The 16,019-nt window shown below is 71.8% G+C and carries 18 protein-coding genes; 17 read left to right on the top strand and 1 reads right to left on the bottom strand.

Annotated features, from left to right (window positions below):
* Window positions 1–72: 72 nt before the first annotated feature.
* The 15 genes from ABZ135_RS29160 (at window position 73) to nusB (ending at window position 13,469) form a co-directional block, all read left to right on the top strand.
* Window positions 73–504: a DUF948 domain-containing protein gene (locus ABZ135_RS29160; protein WP_356699699.1), complete on the top strand. Its 432-nt coding sequence runs from the start codon at window positions 73–75 to the stop codon at window positions 502–504.
* Window positions 505–509: 5 nt separating this feature from the next.
* A complete protein-coding gene (locus ABZ135_RS29155) occupies window positions 510–857 on the top strand; it encodes a hypothetical protein (RefSeq protein WP_356699697.1) in 348 nt (115 codons plus the stop codon).
* Window positions 857–3,523 carry an alanine--tRNA ligase gene (gene alaS, locus ABZ135_RS29150; RefSeq protein WP_356699695.1) on the top strand — a complete coding sequence of 889 codons (2,667 nt, stop codon included), beginning with the start codon at window positions 857–859 and terminating at the stop codon, window positions 3,521–3,523. The genes ABZ135_RS29155 and alaS overlap by 1 nt, the downstream gene beginning before the upstream one ends.
* 2 nt (window positions 3,524–3,525) lie before the next feature.
* Window positions 3,526–3,990, top strand: a complete 465-nt coding sequence (gene ruvX, locus ABZ135_RS29145; protein ID WP_356699720.1) for a Holliday junction resolvase RuvX — start codon at window positions 3,526–3,528, stop codon at window positions 3,988–3,990.
* 101 nt (window positions 3,991–4,091) lie between these two features.
* Window positions 4,092–5,777, top strand: coding sequence for an endolytic transglycosylase MltG (mltG, locus tag ABZ135_RS29140; protein WP_356699693.1), 1,686 nt, complete (start codon window positions 4,092–4,094; stop codon window positions 5,775–5,777).
* Window positions 5,774–6,601, top strand: coding sequence for a shikimate dehydrogenase (locus tag ABZ135_RS29135; RefSeq protein ID WP_356699691.1), 828 nt, complete (start codon window positions 5,774–5,776; stop codon window positions 6,599–6,601). The genes mltG and ABZ135_RS29135 overlap by 4 nt, the downstream gene beginning before the upstream one ends.
* Window positions 6,602–6,619: 18 nt before the next feature.
* Window positions 6,620–6,853 carry a hypothetical protein gene (locus tag ABZ135_RS29130; protein ID WP_356699689.1) on the top strand — a complete coding sequence of 78 codons (234 nt, stop codon included), beginning with the start codon at window positions 6,620–6,622 and terminating at the stop codon, window positions 6,851–6,853.
* 129 nt (window positions 6,854–6,982) lie between these two features.
* Complete coding sequence (aroC, locus tag ABZ135_RS29125) at window positions 6,983–8,167, top strand: chorismate synthase (RefSeq protein ID WP_356699688.1); 1,185 nt, start codon at window positions 6,983–6,985, stop codon at window positions 8,165–8,167.
* Window positions 8,164–8,682 (top strand): shikimate kinase, encoded by a 519-nt coding sequence (locus ABZ135_RS29120; RefSeq protein ID WP_356699686.1) that lies wholly within the window; start codon window positions 8,164–8,166, stop codon window positions 8,680–8,682. Before aroC ends, ABZ135_RS29120 begins: the two co-directional genes overlap by 4 nt.
* Window positions 8,679–9,773, top strand: coding sequence for a 3-dehydroquinate synthase (gene aroB, locus ABZ135_RS29115; RefSeq protein WP_356699684.1), 1,095 nt, complete (start codon window positions 8,679–8,681; stop codon window positions 9,771–9,773). The genes ABZ135_RS29120 and aroB overlap by 4 nt, the downstream gene beginning before the upstream one ends.
* Window positions 9,770–10,216: a type II 3-dehydroquinate dehydratase gene (aroQ, locus tag ABZ135_RS29110; RefSeq protein ID WP_356699682.1), complete on the top strand. Its 447-nt coding sequence runs from the start codon at window positions 9,770–9,772 to the stop codon at window positions 10,214–10,216. Before aroB ends, aroQ begins: the two co-directional genes overlap by 4 nt.
* 105 nt (window positions 10,217–10,321) lie before the next feature.
* A complete protein-coding gene (locus ABZ135_RS29105; RefSeq protein WP_356699681.1) occupies window positions 10,322–11,182 on the top strand; it encodes an AAA family ATPase in 861 nt (286 codons plus the stop codon).
* A 125-nt stretch (window positions 11,183–11,307) separates the two neighbouring features.
* A complete protein-coding gene (locus ABZ135_RS29100; protein ID WP_356699679.1) occupies window positions 11,308–12,414 on the top strand; it encodes an aminopeptidase P family protein in 1,107 nt (368 codons plus the stop codon).
* A 48-nt stretch (window positions 12,415–12,462) separates the two neighbouring features.
* Window positions 12,463–13,029 carry an elongation factor P gene (gene efp, locus ABZ135_RS29095; RefSeq protein WP_356699677.1) on the top strand — a complete coding sequence of 189 codons (567 nt, stop codon included), beginning with the start codon at window positions 12,463–12,465 and terminating at the stop codon, window positions 13,027–13,029.
* Between the two features lie 2 nt (window positions 13,030–13,031).
* Window positions 13,032–13,469, top strand: coding sequence for a transcription antitermination factor NusB (gene nusB, locus ABZ135_RS29090; protein WP_345490252.1), 438 nt, complete (start codon window positions 13,032–13,034; stop codon window positions 13,467–13,469).
* Between the two features lie 167 nt (window positions 13,470–13,636).
* On the opposite strand, the gene bldD is transcribed toward nusB, so the two are convergent.
* Complete coding sequence (bldD, locus tag ABZ135_RS29085; protein WP_005319862.1) at window positions 13,637–14,137, bottom strand: transcriptional regulator BldD; 501 nt, start codon at window positions 14,135–14,137, stop codon at window positions 13,637–13,639.
* 247 nt (window positions 14,138–14,384) lie between these two features.
* On the opposite strand from bldD, the gene pyrR reads away from it, so the two are divergent.
* Both pyrR and ABZ135_RS29075 read left to right on the top strand, forming a co-directional pair.
* Window positions 14,385–14,948 carry a bifunctional pyr operon transcriptional regulator/uracil phosphoribosyltransferase PyrR gene (pyrR, locus tag ABZ135_RS29080; RefSeq protein WP_356699675.1) on the top strand — a complete coding sequence of 188 codons (564 nt, stop codon included), beginning with the start codon at window positions 14,385–14,387 and terminating at the stop codon, window positions 14,946–14,948.
* An 83-nt stretch (window positions 14,949–15,031) separates the two neighbouring features.
* Window positions 15,032–16,012 carry an aspartate carbamoyltransferase catalytic subunit gene (locus ABZ135_RS29075; protein WP_356699673.1) on the top strand — a complete coding sequence of 327 codons (981 nt, stop codon included), beginning with the start codon at window positions 15,032–15,034 and terminating at the stop codon, window positions 16,010–16,012.
* Window positions 16,013–16,019 lie beyond the last annotated feature (7 nt).

Genomic DNA, 16,019 nt, shown 5'->3' with positions numbered 1-16,019 from the left:
GGGTCGGAGGACGTATATCAGCACGGGTCCGACGACCGTCCGGGGCCCGACGACAGCAGAGAGCGGTGCGGAGTGACCGGTGGTGAGGTTGCCGGGATCCTGGTGGCCGTGTTCTGGGCGATTCTCGTCTCCTTCCTGGCCGTGGTGCTGGTGAGACTGGCGCAGACGCTCAAGGCGACCACCAAGCTCGTGGCGGACGTGACCGAGCAGGCCGTCCCGCTGCTGGCGGACGCCTCCGCGACCGTGCGCTCCGCGCAGACCCAGCTCGACCGGGTCGACGCCATCGCCTCGGACGTCCAGGAGGTCACCTCCAACGCCTCCGCGCTGTCCACCACCGTCGCCTCCACGTTCGGCGGCCCGCTGGTCAAGGTGGCCGCCTTCGGTTACGGGGTGCGCAGGGCGCTGGGCCGGGGCCGGGCGGACACGCCGCCGGCGGCCGACCGGCGTACTGTGATCGTCGGTCGCACCGTGCCCTCCGCGAGGCGCCGGAAGCAGAAGGGCTGAGCACGATGTTCCGCCGTACGTTCTGGTTCACCGCGGGCGCAGCCGCCGGTGTGTGGGCCACCACCAAGGTCAACCAGAAGCTCAAGCGGCTGACCCCCGAGAGCCTCGCCGCCCAGGCCGCCGACAAGGCCGTCGAGGCGGGCCACCGGCTGAAGGACTTCGCCCTCGACGTGCGGGCGAACATGCTCCAGCGGGAGGCGGAGCTCGGCGAGGCCCTCGGCCTCGACGCGCCGGTCGACCCGGAGCACGACCGCGAGCTGCCGGCATCGCAGCGCCGGGCCGCGCTCGGCTCGCGCACCCCCACCGACACGACCACCTATTCGCTTTCGTACAACCGGAATGAGGACCACTGATGGAGTCGGCTGAAATCCGCCGCCGCTGGCTGAGCTTCTTCGAGGAGCGCGGGCACACCGTCGTCCCTTCGGCGTCGCTCATCGCGGACGACCCGACTCTGCTGCTCGTCCCCGCCGGCATGGTGCCCTTCAAGCCCTACTTCCTGGGTGAGGTCAAGCCGCCCTTCCCGCGCGCCGCGAGCGTGCAGAAGTGCGTGCGCACGCCCGACATCGAAGAGGTCGGCAAGACCACCCGCCACGGCACGTTCTTCCAGATGTGCGGCAACTTCTCCTTCGGCGACTACTTCAAGGAAGGCGCCATCAAGCTCGCCTGGGAGCTGCTGACCTCCTCGGTCGAGCACGGCGGCTACGGGCTCGAGCCGGAGAAGCTCTGGATCACCGTCTACCAGGACGACGACGAGGCCGAGCAGATCTGGCGCGACGTCGTCGGCGTCCCGGCCGAGCGCATCCAGCGCCTCGGCAAGAAGGACAACTTCTGGGACATGGGCGTCCCCGGTCCCTGCGGCCCCTGCTCCGAGATCAACTACGACCGCGGCCCGGCGTTCGGCGTCGAGGGCGGCCCCGCCGTCAACGACGAGCGGTACGTCGAGATCTGGAACCTCGTCTTCATGCAGTACGAGCGCGGCGAGGGCCCGGGCAAGGACTACCCGATCCTCGGCGACCTGCCGTCGAAGAACATCGACACCGGCCTCGGCATGGAGCGCCTGGCGATGATCCTCCAGGGCGTCCGGAACATGTACGAGACCGACACCCTCAAGGTCGTCATCGACAAGGCCACCGAGCTCACCGGCGTCACCTACGGCAAGGCCCAGGGCAGCGACGTCTCGCTGCGCGTGGTCGCCGACCACATGCGCACGTCCGTGATGCTCATCGGCGACGGCGTCACCCCCGGCAACGAGGGCCGCGGCTACGTGCTGCGCCGCATCATGCGCCGCGCCGTCCGCAACATGCGCCTGCTCGGCGCCACCGGACCGGTCGTCGGCGAGCTCGTCGACACCGTGATCAACACGATGGGCGAGCAGTACCCGGAGCTGGTCACCGACCGCAAGCGCATCGAGGCCGTCGCCCTCGCCGAGGAGGCCGCCTTCCTGAAGGCCCTCAAGGGCGGCACCAACATCCTCGACACCGCCGTCACCGAGACCAAGGCCGCCGGCGGCACGGTCCTCTCCGGCGACAAGGCGTTCCTGCTCCACGACACCTGGGGCTTCCCGATCGACCTCACCCTGGAGATGGCCGCCGAGCAGGGCCTGTCCGTGGACGAGGACGGCTTCCGCCGCCTGATGAAGGAGCAGCGGGAGCGCGCCAAGGCCGACGCCCAGGCCAAGAAGACCGGCCACGCCGACGTCACCTCGTACCGCGAGATCGCCGACACCGCCGGCGCCACGGAGTTCACCGGCTACACCAACACCGAGGGCGAGACCACCGTCGTCGGCCTGCTGGTCAACGGCGTCCCGTCGCCGGCCGCCAGCGAGGGCGACGAGGTCGAGGTCGTCCTCGACCGCACCCCGTTCTACGCCGAGGGCGGCGGCCAGATCGCCGACCAGGGCCGCATCAAGCTGCACTCCGGTGCCGTCATCGAGGTCCGCGACGTGCAGCAGCCGGTCCCCGGCGTCTCCGTGCACAAGGGTTCGGTGCAGGTCGGCGAGGTGACCGTGGGCGCCACCGCCTACGCCGCCATCGACGTGCGCCGCCGCCGGGCCATCGCCCGCGCCCACTCGGCCACCCACCTGACCCACCAGGCGCTGCGCGACGCCCTCGGCCCGACGGCCGCCCAGGCCGGTTCCGAGAACCAGCCCGGCCGCTTCCGCTTCGACTTCGGTTCGCCGAACGCCGTCCCCGGCACGGTCCTCATGGACGTCGAGCAGAAGATCAACGAGGTCCTCTCGCGCGAGCTCGACGTGCACGCCGAGGTCATGCCGATCGACGAGGCCAAGCGCCAGGGCGCCATCGCCGAGTTCGGCGAGAAGTACGGCGAGAAGGTCCGCGTCGTCACCATCGGCGACTTCTCCAAGGAACTGTGCGGCGGCACCCACGTGCACAACACCGCCCAGCTCGGCCTGGTGAAGCTGCTCGGCGAGTCCTCCATCGGCTCCGGCGTGCGCCGCATCGAGGCTCTCGTCGGCGTCGACGCCTACAACTTCCTCGCCAAGGAGCACACGGTCGTCGCCCAGCTCCAGGAGCTGGTCAAGGGCCGTCCGGAGGAGCTGCCGGAGAAGATCTCCTCGATGCTCGGCAAGCTGAAGGACGCCGAGAAGGAGATCGAGAAGTTCCGCGCGGAGAAGGTCCTGCAGGCCGCCGCCGGTCTGGTCGAGTCCGCCAAGGACGTCCGCGGTGTCGCCCTGGTGACCGGCCAGGTGCCGGACGGCACCGGCGCCGACGACCTGCGCAAGCTGGTCCTCGACGTCCGCGGCCGCATCCCCTCGGACCGCCCGGCCGTCGTGGCCCTGTTCAGCACCGTGGGCGGCAAGCCGCTCACGGTCATCGCCACCAACGAGGCCGCCCGTGAGCGCGGCTTCAAGGCCGGCGAGCTGGTCCGCACGGCCGCCAAGACCCTCGGTGGCGGCGGTGGCGGCAAGCCGGACGTCGCCCAGGGCGGCGGCCAGAACCCGCAGGCCGTCGGCGAGGCCATCGAGGCCGTCGAGCGTCTCGTGGTGGAGACCGCGTGACGATGCGTCGCGGACGCCGTCTCGCGGTCGACGTCGGGGACGCCCGGATCGGGGTCGCCTCGTGCGACCCCGACGGGGTCCTGGCCACGCCGGTGGAGACCGTGCCGGGACGTGACGTCCCGGCCGCCCACCGGCGGCTGCGCCGACTCGTCGAGGAGTACGAGCCGATCGAGGTCGTCGTGGGCCTGCCCCGCTCGCTCAGCGGGCGGGAGGGCCCGGCCGCCACCAAGGTCCGTGCCTTCGCGCGGGAGATGGCCAAGGGCATCGCCCCGGTCCCGGTCCGGCTGGTGGACGAGAGGATGACGACGGTCACGGCGACCCAGGGGCTGCGGGCCTCGGGAGTGAAGGCGAAGAAGGGACGGTCCGTCATCGATCAGGCCGCCGCTGTGATCATCCTTCAGAACGCTCTTGAGTCCGAACGGGTATCAGGTAATCCGCCCGGTGAGGGCGTCGAAGTGGTCATCTGATCGCGATACGGTAACGTTCCGCGCGATGCGGCGGTGTTCGAACAGTCGCCGCACAACGTAGAGGCGGAACGTCCGGAAGCCTCGCGGCTGTTTGGGGATCGATGACTGAGTATGGCCGGAGCCCCGGCTCCGAACCGTGGCACCCCACGGACCCGCTGTACGGGGACCAGGGGTGGGAGGGCCAGCAGCAGTACCCGCAGCAGGCGCAGCAGTACGGCCATCAGGACCCGTACGGGCAGCAGCAGGTGTATGCCGACGGCATGTACCAGCAGCAGCCGCAGGACTACGGAGCACAGCAGTACGGCGAGCAGCAGTACGGGAATCCGGGCGGATACGACACGCCCGGGTACCCCGCACAGCAGTACGACACGACCTGGGAGACCGGCCAGGCGGCCATGCCGTACAACGCCCCTCCCGCCGATCCCTACGGTGGCCAGGACCCCGACCTCTACGGCACCCCCGAGGCGTACCCGCCGCCGCAGCCCCCCGGCCGCCGGCAGGTGCCGCCGCAGCCGGTGACCGACTGGGAGGCGGAGCCGCAGGAAGAGGAGCGGCACCCCTTCTTCACCGGTGAGGACGCGCCCGACGACGAGCGCGACGACCGGGGCGACCGCGACGACCGGGACGACCGGGACGAGGCGCCGGCCGGCCGCCGCGCCGGCCGCGACCGGCGCGGCGGCAAGAACAAGAACAAGGGCAGGAAGGCCAAGAACGGGGTCGCCTGCCTCGTCGTGGCGATGGTCCTCGTGGGAGGCGTCGGCGGCGTCGGCTACTTCGGCTACCAGTTCTGGCAGGGCCAGTTCGGCGCGGCGCCCGACTACACGGGCCAGGGCAGCGGCGAGGTCCAGGTCGAGATCCCCAAGGGCGCCCTCGGCTACGAGATCGGCAACATCCTCAAGAAGAACGGTGTCGTCAAGAGCGTCGACGCCTTCGTCTCGGCCCAGCAGAAGAACCCGAAGGGCCAGCTCATCCAGGCCGGCGTCTACACCCTCCGGAAGGAGATGTCGGCCGAGAGCGCCGTCGCGCTCATGCTCAACCCGATGAGCCAGGCCAACTTCGTCATCCCCGAGGGCAAGCGCAACGCCTGGATCTACGACCAGCTCGACAAGCGCCTCGACCTCAAGCCCGGCACCACCAAGGAGATCGCCCACAAGCAGGCGAACAGCCTCGGCCTGCCCGACTGGGCGAAGAACCACGCCGAGGTCAAGGACCCGCTGGAGGGCTTCCTCTTCCCCGCGAGCTACCCGGTCGCCAAGGGCACCAAGCCGGAGGACGTCCTGCGCAAGATGGTCGCGCGCTCGACCGCCGAGTACGGCAAGCTCGACCTCGACGCGAAGGCCAAGGAGCTCGGCCTCGACGGGCCGTGGGAGCTCATCACGGTCGCGAGCCTCGTCCAGGTCGAGGGCAAGTACAAGCACGACTTCGACAAGGTCGCGCGGGTCGTCTACAACCGCCTCAAGCCGGGCAACATGGAGACGGTCGGCCGGCTGGAGTTCGACTCCACGGTCAACTACCTCAGGGGCGAGAGCACCCTCGACGTCGGCGCGGTCAAGGACCTGCGCAAGATCCAGGACCCGTACAACACCTACCGTGTCCAGGGCATGATCCCCGGCCCGATCAGCAACCCGGGTCTCGAGGCCGTCCACTCGGCCCTGAACCCGACGCCCGGCCCGTGGTACTACTTCGTGTCGATCAACGAGAACAAGACGGTCTTCGCCGTGACGATCGCCGAGCACAACAAGAACGTCGCGGAGTACGAGAAGGAGCGGGAGAAGTCGGGGCAGTGAGTACGAGACACCGGGCGGCCGTCCTGGGTTCGCCCATCGCCCACTCCCTCTCGCCGGTCCTGCACCGGGCCGCGTACCGGGAGCTCGGCCTCGACGACTGGTCGTACGACCGCTTCGAGGTCGACGAGGCCGCGCTGCCCGGCTTCGTGGGCGAGCTGGACGCCTCCTGGGCCGGCCTGTCGCTGACCATGCCGCTGAAGCGGGCGATCATCCCGCTGCTCGACGAGGTCACCGACACCGCCGCCTCGGTGGAGGCGGTCAACACGGTCGTCCTCACCGAGGACGGGCGCCGGGTCGGCGACAACACCGACATCCCCGGCATGATCGCCGCGCTGCGCGAGCGGGGCGTCGAGAAGGTGGACTCCGCGGCCGTCCTCGGCGCGGGCGCCACCGCCTCCTCGGCGCTCGCCGCGCTCGCCCGGATCTGCTCGGGCCCCGTCACCGCCTACGTCCGCAGCGAGGCCCGCGCCGAGGAGATGCGGGGCTGGGGCGAGCGGCTCGGCGTGGACGTGCGCACCGCCGCCTGGGACGCCGCCGCCGAGGGCTTCGGCGCGCCGCTGGTGATCGCCACCACCCCCGCCGGGACCACGGACGCGCTCGCCGCGTCCGTCCCCGACGCTCCCGGCACTCTGTTCGACGTCCTCTACGACCCGTGGCCCACCCGCCTTGCCGCCGCCTGGTCCGCCCGCGGCGGGAAGGTCGTCGGCGGGCTCGACCTCCTGGTCCACCAGGCGGTCCTCCAGGTCGAGCAGATGACCGGCCGCGCCCCGGGCCCGCTGGCGGCGATGCGGGCGGCGGGGGAGAAGGCGCTCGCCGAGCGCTGAGCACAGGACATTGCGTGAATGGGGGGCGACGTGCTGCTCGCGTCGAAGTGGGATATCGGATTCGATCTCGTCCATCTGGTGTGGGGACTGATCAGGATCGCCTTCATGGCGCTGCCCGATTGGATCCGATATCCGGTACTCACGCTCGGGGGCGCCTTCGTCCTCTACGTGATCGGGGTCCGGGTCCGCGACTGGTGGTGGGAGCGGGGTGCCACCCCGCCCGACGCGGCGGAAACCTCGGCCGAGACGTGAGACATGTGTCCCGACTCGTGGACCGGCGGTCGATCGACCGCCGGGACGTGGGAGGATCGGGGTGGCGGACCGGGGCCGCGCACCCAGGTCGCGCCGTCGCAGTGCCAGGCGCGAGCATGAGGAGCATCGTTGAGCAGGTTGCGTTGGCTGACGGCGGGGGAGTCCCACGGACCCGCGCTGGTTGCAACCCTTGAGGGACTTCCGGCCGGCGTTCCGGTCACCACGGAGCTGGTGGCGGACCATCTCGCGCGGCGTCGCCTCGGCTATGGACGCGGTGCCCGCATGAAGTTCGAGCAGGACGAGATCACCTTCCTCGGCGGCGTCCGCCACGGTCTCTCCCTCGGCTCGCCGATCGCCGTCATGGTCGGCAACACCGAGTGGCCCAAGTGGGAGAAGGTCATGTCGGCCGACCCGGTCGACCCCTCGGAGCTCAAGGAGACGGGCCGCAACGCGCCCCTGACCCGGCCCCGTCCCGGTCACGCCGACCTGGCCGGCATGCAGAAGTACGGCTTCGACGAGGCCCGGCCGATCCTGGAGCGCGCCAGCGCCCGCGAGACCGCCGCTCGCGTCGCCCTCGGCGCCGTCGCCCGCTCCTTCCTCAAGGAGGCGGCCGGCATCGAGATCGTCTCCCACGTGGTCGAGCTGGCCGCCGCCAAGGCCCCGTACGGCGTCTACCCGACCCCCGCCGACGTCGAGAAGCTCGACGCCGACCCGGTGCGCTGCCTCGACGCCGACGCGTCGAAGGCGATGGTCGCGGAGATCGACCAGGCCCACAAGGACGGCGACACCCTCGGCGGCGTCGTCGAGGTCCTCGCCTACGGCGTGCCCGTCGGCCTCGGCTCCCACGTCCACTGGGACCGCCGTCTCGACGCCCGGCTCGCCGCCGCCCTCATGGGCATCCAGGCCATCAAGGGCGTCGAGGTCGGCGACGGCTTCGAGCTCGCCCGCGTCCCCGGCTCCAAGGCCCACGACGAGATCGTGAAGACCGACGAGGGCATCAGGCGCACCTCCGGCCGCTCCGGCGGCACCGAGGGCGGTCTGACCACCGGCGAGCTGCTGCGCGTCCGCGCCGCCATGAAGCCGATCGCCACCGTCCCGCGGGCGCTGGCGACCGTCGACGTGGCCACCGGCGAGGCCGCGGCCGCCCACCACCAGCGCTCCGACGTCTGCGCCGTCCCGGCCGCCGGCATCGTGGCGGAGGCGATGGTGGCGCTGGTCCTGGCCGACGCGGTCCTGGAGAAGTTCGGCGGCGACTCGGTCCCCGAGACCCGCCGTAACGTCCGCTCCTACCTCGACCACCTCCACATCCGGTGACCGGCGGCCCGCTGGTCGTCCTCGTCGGGCCCATGGGCTCCGGCAAGTCCACCGTGGGCGCGCTCCTGGCCGAACGGCTCGGAGCCGCCTACCGGGACACCGACGCCGACATCGTCGCCGCCGAGGGACGCGAGATCGCCGACATCTTCGTCGAGGACGGCGAGGACCACTTCCGCGCGCTCGAACGCGCGGCCGTACGCACGGCCGTCGCCCAGCACGAGGGCGTCCTCGCGCTCGGCGGCGGTGCCGTGCTCGACGAGGGCAACCGCGCCCTGCTGCGCGGGCTGCCCGTCGCGTACCTCTCCATGGACGTCGAGGCCGCCGTGCGCCGCGTCGGCCTCGGCGCCGCCCGGCCGCTCCTCGCCGTCAACCCGCGCCGGCAGTGGCGCGAGCTGATGGAGGCGCGCCGCCACCTGTACGAAGAAGTCGCGCGTGTCGTCGTCGCCACGGACGAGCGCACGCCCGAAGAGGTCGCCGACGCGATCCTCGACGCACTGGAGCTGAAGGACGTATGACGGACCAGGAAGTGACCCGTATCCAGGTCGGCGGCTCGGCGGGTACCGACCCGTACGAGGTGCTGGTCGGCAGGCAGCTCCTCGGCGAGCTCCCCGGCCTCATCGGCCCCTCGGTCAAGCGGGTCGCCGTGATCCACCCCGAGGCGCTCGCCGAGACCGGCGAGGCGCTGCGCGCCGACCTCGCCGACCAGGGCTACGAGGCCGTCGCCATCCAGGTGCCCAACGCCGAGGAGGCCAAGACCGCCGAGGTCGCCGCCTACTGCTGGAAGGCGCTCGGCCAGACCGGCTTCACCCGCAGCGACCTCATCGTCGGCGTCGGCGGCGGGGCCACCACCGACCTCGCCGGCTTCGTCGCCGCGACCTGGCTGCGGGGCGTGCGGTGGATCGCGGTGCCCACCACCGTCCTCGCCATGGTCGACGCGGCCGTCGGCGGCAAGACCGGCATCAACACCGCCGAGGGCAAGAACCTCGTCGGCGCCTTCCACCCGCCGGCCGGCGTGCTCTGCGACCTCGCCGCGCTCGACTCGCTGCCGGTCAACGACTACGTCAGCGGCCTCGCCGAGATCATCAAGGCCGGTTTCATCGCCGACCCGGTCATCCTCGACCTGATCGAGGCCGACCCGCAGGCCGCCCGCACCCCGGCGGGACCGCACACCGCCGAGCTGATCGTCCGCTCCATCCAGGTCAAGGCCGAGGTCGTCTCCGGCGACCTCAAGGAGGCCGGCCGCCGCGAGATCCTCAACTACGGCCACACCCTCGCCCACGCCATCGAGAAGAACGAGCGGTACAAGTGGCGCCACGGCGCCGCCGTCTCCGTCGGCATGGTCTTCGCCGCCGAGCTCGGCCGGCTCGCCGGCCGCCTCGACGACGCCACCGCCGACCGGCACCGCGCCGTCCTGGAGTCCGTCGGGCTGCCGCTCACCTACCGCGGCGACCAGTGGCCCAAGCTCCTGGAGACCATGAAGGTCGACAAGAAGTCCCGCGGCGACCTGCTCCGCTTCATCGTCCTCGACGGCCTCGGCAAGCCGACCGTCCTGGAGGGCCCGGACCCGGCCGTCCTCGTCGCCGCGTACGGCGAGGTGTCGGCGTGAGCGAACCGCGCCGTGTCCTGGTGCTGAACGGCCCCAACCTCGGCCGCCTGGGCTCCCGGGAGCCCGACATCTACGGCGCCACCTCCTACAAGGGGCTCGTGGAGTCCTGCCGCGCCCTCGGCGAGGAGCTCGGCTTCGACGTCGAGGTGCGGGAGACCAACGACGAGGGCGAGATGATCCGCTGGCTGCACGAGGCCGCCGACGGCTCCCTGCCGGTCGTCCTCAACCCGGGCGCCTTCACCCACTACTCGTACGGGATGCGCGACGCCGCCGCCCAGCGCACCGCGCCGCTGATCGAGGTGCACATCTCCAACCCGTACACCCGCGAGGAGTTCCGGCACACCTCGGTGGTCGCCGCCGTGGCCACCGGAACCGTCGCCGGCTTCGGCATCGGCTCCTACCGGCTCGCCCTGCGCGCGCTCGCCGAGGAGCTCGATTCCTGATCCGGGCACGTCGATCCGCCCCCGGCCGTTTCCCCTGGAGAAGCCGGGGGCGGTAACGTTCCGGCAACGACGGAATCATCGGCGCAGGGACGGAGTGGGCACCGGATGCAGCACGGGATGGGGGCTCCGTTGCCACCGCACGAACCCACCGGCCACACCCACTGGGCCCCCGGCGCCGCCGGCCCCCGGGCCCAGGGCGGACCGCCGCCCGTCCCGCCGGCCCCGCCGCACCACCCCTACCCCGCGCCGCCCGCGCCCCAGGGCCCGCCGCCCGGCCCGCCCGCGGGCTGGAGCGGCGCACCGGCCGCCGGGCCCGTCGGCGGCCCGCAGGCCACCGGACCCGTCCCCGTCCCGCCGGTCACCGGGCACCTCACGATGCCGCCCCCGGCCAACGGCGGCGGCACCGGCACCGCCACCATCGCCGTGCTGCTCATCGGCCCGGCCGGCGCCGGCAAGACCACCGTCGCCCGCCACTGGGCCGGCCGCCGGAGCGTCCCGACGGCCCACATCAGCCTGGACGACGTGCGCGAGTGGGTCTGCTCCGGCTTCGCCGACCCGCAGTCCGGCTGGAACGAGAACTCCGAGGCCCAGTACCGGCTGGCCCGCCGCACCTGCGGCTTCGCCGCCCGCAACTTCCTCGCGAACGGCATCTCCTGCATCCTCGACGACGCCGTCTTCCCCGACTGGCCCGTCGTCGGCCTCGGCGGCTGGAAGCGCCACGTGGGCCCCGGCCTGCTCCCCGTCGTCCTGCTGCCCGGCCTCGACATCGTCCTGGAGCGCAACGCCGAGCGCAGCGGCAACCGCCGCCTCGCGGACGAGGAGGTCGCCGCGATCCACGGGCGGATGGCCGGCTGGTACGGCTCCGGCCTGCCGATCATCGACAACTCCACGTACGACGTGGAGACCACGGCCCGGGTCCTGGACGAGGTGCTCGCCCGCGCGATATCCGGCCAGCCCCCGTCCTGAGCCGCAGCCCGCAGTCCCCGTCCCGGGCGGCCCCCAGCCCCGGTCCCGGGCGGCTCCCGGGCCGCCGGCTCCCGGTCGGCCGCGCACAACAGGCCGGGGCGCCCGGGCGCTCGTAGGCTCGGAACATGTCAGAGCTGTATGCGGACCGCCGGATGCGGCTGCGCGACCGGTGCGCGGCCGCCGGCAGCGCGGCGGCCCTGGTCACCCGCCCCGCCAATGTCCGCTATCTCACGGGCGGTTCGCCCGCCGGCGCCGTGCTCCTGCTCGGCCCCGACGAGGACGTGCTGCTCTGCCCGACCGCCCCGGGCGGAGATCCGGCCGACGGGCGGCTCGACGAGCTCCTGCGCCAGGTCGTCCTGCCCACCGACGGCGGCGACCCGGCCGTCGCGGCCGTCGACTTCGCGCGCAAGGCGGGAGCCGACGCCCTGTCCGTCGAGGAGCACCATCTGACGGTCTCCCGCCACCGGGCCATGGGCTCCGTCGCCCCCGGGCTGCGCCTTGCCGACCTGTCCTCGGCCGTCGAGCAGCTCAGGATCGTCAAGGACGAGGACGAGATCACCTGTCTGCGGATCGCCGCCGAGATCGCCGACCAGGCCCTCGGCGAGCTCCTGGAGTCGATCCTGGTCGGCAGGACCGAGCGGCACCTCGCGCTGGAGCTGGAACGCCGGCTCGTCGACCACGGCGCCGACGGGCCCGCCTTCCCCACCTCCGTGGCCACCGGGCCGCACTCCGGCCGGGCCGGGCACCGGCCGACCGACCGCCGGGTCGAGGAGGGCGACTTCCTCTCCGTCTGTCTCGGCGCCAACTACCGCGGCTACCGCTGCGAGATCGGCCGCACCTTCGTCATCGGCACCACCCCCGCGGACTGGCAGATCGAGCTCTACGACCTCGTCTTCGCCGCTCAGCGCGCCGGACGCGAGGCCCTGGTGCCCGGCGCCGCGTACCGGGACGTGGACCGCGCGGCCCGGCAGATCCTCGACGCGGCGGGCCACGGCGACGCCACCACGGCCCTGACGGGGCACGGCGTGGGCCTGGAAATCGACGAGGACCCGCAGCTCGCACCCGCGGCCATGGGTAAACTGGACGCTTGTGTGCCGGTCACCGTCGAACCGGGGGTCCACCTCCCGGGCCGGGGCGGGGTCCGGATCGATGACACGCTCGTCGTGCGCCAGGAGGCGGACGGCGGACCCGAGCTACTCACCATCACGACCAAGGAGCTGCTCGCGCTGTAGGGCGCGTACGCCTCCGGGGTCCACGTCAGTCCAGGAGATTCCGCAACCGTGGCTTCCACGAACGACCTCAAGAACGGCCTGGTGCTCAAGCTCGAAGGCGGCCAGCTCTGGTCCGTCGTCGAGTTCCAGCACGTCAAGCCCGGCAAGGGCCCGGCCTTCGTGCGCACCAAGCTCAAGAACGTCATGTCCGGCAAGGTCGTCGACAAGACCTTCAACGCGGGCGTGAAGGTCGACACGGCCACCATTGACCGCCGTGACATGCAGTTCTCCTACATGGACGGCGACTACTTCGTCTTCATGGACATGGAGACCTACGACCAGTTGATGGTCGACCGCAAGGCCGTCGGCAACGCCGCCAACTTCCTCATCGAGGGCTTCACCGCCACCGTCGCGCAGCACGAGGGCGAGGTGCTCTTCGTCGAGCTCCCGGCCGCCGTCGAGCTGACCGTCCAGCACACCGACCCGGGTGTCCAGGGCGACCGCTCCACCGGTGGCACCAAGCCCGCCACCCTGGAGACCGGCCACGAGATCCAGGTCCCGCTCTTCATCACCACCGGTGAGAAGATCAAGGTCGACACCCGCACCAGCGACTACCTCGGCCGGGTGAACAGCTAACCGTGGCCGCCCGGAGCAAGGCCCGCAGGCGGGCCTTCCAGATCCTGTTCGAGGCCGACCAACGCGGTGCATCGGTGCAGGAAGTCCTCGCGGACCAGGTCCGGCACCACCGGGCCGACGACCGCCAGCCGCCGGTGAACGAGTTCACCATGCAGTTGGTCGAGGGCTACGCCCAGCACATCGCCCGGATCGACGAGCTGATCGCGACCTACGCGGTGGACTGGGACCTCGACCGGATGCCCGTCGCGGACCGGAACATCGTGCGCCTCGCGGCGTACGAGCTGATCTGGGACGACGGCACCCCGGACGCGGTGGCGATCGACGAGGCCGTGCAGCTCGCCAAGGAGTTCTCCACGGACGAGTCGCCGACCTTCGTCAACGGTCTGCTCGCGCGCTTCAAGGACCTGAAGCCGCGCCTGCGCCGGGACGCGGACGCGTAGTCCCCCCTGGCGGTCGAAGGGCCCGCAGCACTCGGTGCTGCGGGCCCTTCGGCGTGTCCCGTCCCATTTCCCCGGGCGACGCAAAGCGCCGGGCCCCGGGAGTCGGTGACTCCCGGGGCCCGGCGGCACGTTTCTGCTGGTGACCCGAGAAGGGGTCGGGAGGAGCGTCAGCTCTCCTCGTGGGCGACGGCGCGGCGCGCGTCCGCGTCCAGCACGCCCCAACTGATGAGCTGCTCGGTGAGGACCGAGGGGGACTGGTCGTAGATCACGGCGAGGGTGCGCAGGTCGTCCTGGCGGATCGACAGCACCTTGCCGTTGTAGTCGCCGCGCTGCGACTGGATCGTCGCCGCGTAGCGCTGGAGCGGGCCGGCCTTCTCCTGCGGGACGTGGGCCAGGCGCTCCAGGTCCAGGACCAGCTTCGGCGGCGGCTCGGCGGCCCCGCCCGGCGTGGTGCCCGGCAGCAGCTCCTGCACCGGCACCCCGTAGAAGTCCGCCAGCTCGGCCAGACGCTGCACGGTCACGGCACGGTCGCCACGCTCGTACGAGCCGACCACGACCGCCTTCCAGCGGCCCTGGGACTTCTCCTCCACACCGTGGAGGGAAAGGCCCTGCTGGGTGCGGATCGCACGGAGTTTGGCCCCGAGCTGCTTTGCGTATTCGCTGGACATAACGCTCCCGGACGCTGTGACGACATGCGGCTGCGCCGCGCGGCTGGTAACTCACTGTGAGGTTACGCAGCGTGACACTCTCCCGTCAAGCCGAATGGTCCATACCGCCCTCTCCCGAGGGACGGTGCCCGGAGTGGCGCACGGGGAGGTGGGCGGGGCACGTGTCCGCCCCTGGTAAGGTGGATGGCGCAATTCCGACGTCCTTTAAGGTCCGTCCCGTGAGGCGGAGAAGGAGGTCCGTTTTCATATGGACGCACAGCAGCAGACCGATGCCGCCCGGCCCGTTCTCGAGGCCCCGGACATCGCGCGGGTCCTGACCCGCATCGCCCACGAGATCGTCGAGCGCGCCAAGGGCGCCGACGACGTGGTCCTCCTCGGCATTCCCACCCGCGGCGTCTACCTCGCCCGCCGGCTCGCCGAGAAGCTCGAGTCGATCACCGGCGCCAAGGTCCCGGTCGGCTCCCTCGACATCACCATGTACCGGGACGACCTGCGGATGAAGCCGGCGCGCGCCATCGGCCGCACCGAGATCCCCGGCGACGGCGTCGACGGCCGCCTGGTCGTCCTCGTCGACGACGTCCTCTTCTCCGGCCGCACCATCCGCGCCGCCCTCGACGCCCTCGGCGACATCGGCCGCCCCCGTGCCGTCCAGCTCGCGGTCCTCGTCGACCGCGGCCACCGCGAACTCCCGATCCGCGCCGACTACGTCGGTAAGAACCTCCCCACGTCGCTGCGGGAGACGGTCAAGGTCCAGCTCGCCGAGGAGGACGGTCGCGACACCGTCCTGCTCGGCAGCAAGCCCGCCTCCTGATCCGGACCGGCCCACGACGGGTCCGGGGCACAGCCCTGCGCGCCCGCACGCCCTCACCCTCCCCACCACGGAGAGAACCCCCGATGATGCGTCACCTCATCTCGGCCGCCGACCTCACCCGCGACGACGCCGTCCTCATCCTCGACACCGCCGAGGAGATGGCCCGGGTGGCCGACCGGCCGATCAAGAAGCTCCCGACCCTGCGCGGGCGCACGATCTGCAACCTCTTCTTCGAGGACTCCACCCGCACCCGGATCTCCTTCGAGGCGGCCGAGAAGCGCCTGTCCGCCGACGTCATCAACTTCGCGGCCAAGGGCTCCAGCGTCTCCAAGGGCGAGTCCCTGAAGGACACCGCCCAGACCCTGGAGGCGATGGGCGTCGACGCCGTGGTCATTCGCCACAGCGCCTCCGGCGCCCCGTACCGCCTGGCCACCTCCGGCTGGATCGACGCCCCGGTCATCAACGCCGGCGACGGCACCCACCAGCACCCCACCCAGGCCCTGCTCGACGCCTTCACCATGCGCCGCCGCCTCGTCGGCCGCGACGCCGGCCTCGGCAAGGACCTGGCCGGAAAGCGCATCACCCTCGTCGGCGACATCCTGCACAGCCGGGTCGCCCGCTCCAACGTCGACCTGCTGCACACCCTCGGCGCCGAGGTCACCCTGGTGGCCCCGCCGACCCTGGTCCCCGTCGGCGTCGAGCACTGGCCCTGCGAGGTCTCCTACGACCTCGACGGCGTGCTGCCGAAGTCCGACGCGGTCATGATGCTGCGTGTGCAGCGCGAACGGATGAACGCCGCCTTCTTCCCGACCGAGCGCGAGTACTCGCGCCGCTACGGGCTCGACGCCCAGCGGATGGCGACGATGCCCGAGCACGCCATCGTCATGCACCCCGGGCCCATGGTCCGCGGCATGGAGATCACCGCCGAGGTCGCCGACTCCGACCGCTGCACGGTCGTCGAGCAGGTCGCCAACGGCGTCTCCATCCGCATGGCCGTCCTCTACCTGCTGCTCGGCGGTTCCGAGCCCGCCGCCACCGCCCCCGCCCGTACCGAAGAGAGCTGAGAACCGC

This window comes from Streptomyces sp. NPDC006339, assembly GCF_040612775.1.
Lineage (GTDB): Bacteria > Actinomycetota > Actinomycetes > Streptomycetales > Streptomycetaceae > Streptomyces.
The sequence above is the reverse complement of the archived record's forward strand: the minus strand, read 5'-3'. Positions and strand labels throughout refer to the sequence as shown.

What these genes read in the sequence shown, in the direction of transcription:
- ABZ135_RS29105 (WP_356699681.1), top strand. Translation starts at nt 10,322, where the DNA reads ATGCAGCACGGGATGGGGGCTCCGTTGCCACCGCACGAACCCACCGGC.
- bldD (WP_005319862.1), bottom strand. Translation starts at nt 14,137, where the DNA reads ATGTCCAGCGAATACGCAAAGCAGCTCGGGGCCAAACTCCGTGCGATC.
- ABZ135_RS29130 (WP_356699689.1), top strand. Translation starts at nt 6,620, where the DNA reads ATGGGGGGCGACGTGCTGCTCGCGTCGAAGTGGGATATCGGATTCGAT.
- alaS (WP_356699695.1), top strand. Translation starts at nt 857, where the DNA reads ATGGAGTCGGCTGAAATCCGCCGCCGCTGGCTGAGCTTCTTCGAGGAG.
- ABZ135_RS29100 (WP_356699679.1), top strand. Translation starts at nt 11,308, where the DNA reads ATGTCAGAGCTGTATGCGGACCGCCGGATGCGGCTGCGCGACCGGTGC.
- ruvX (WP_356699720.1), top strand. Translation starts at nt 3,526, where the DNA reads ATGCGTCGCGGACGCCGTCTCGCGGTCGACGTCGGGGACGCCCGGATC.
- ABZ135_RS29155 (WP_356699697.1), top strand. Translation starts at nt 510, where the DNA reads ATGTTCCGCCGTACGTTCTGGTTCACCGCGGGCGCAGCCGCCGGTGTG.
- mltG (WP_356699693.1), top strand. Translation starts at nt 4,092, where the DNA reads ATGACTGAGTATGGCCGGAGCCCCGGCTCCGAACCGTGGCACCCCACG.
- ABZ135_RS29075 (WP_356699673.1), top strand. Translation starts at nt 15,032, where the DNA reads ATGATGCGTCACCTCATCTCGGCCGCCGACCTCACCCGCGACGACGCC.
- pyrR (WP_356699675.1), top strand. Translation starts at nt 14,385, where the DNA reads ATGGACGCACAGCAGCAGACCGATGCCGCCCGGCCCGTTCTCGAGGCC.
- aroB (WP_356699684.1), top strand. Translation starts at nt 8,679, where the DNA reads ATGACGGACCAGGAAGTGACCCGTATCCAGGTCGGCGGCTCGGCGGGT.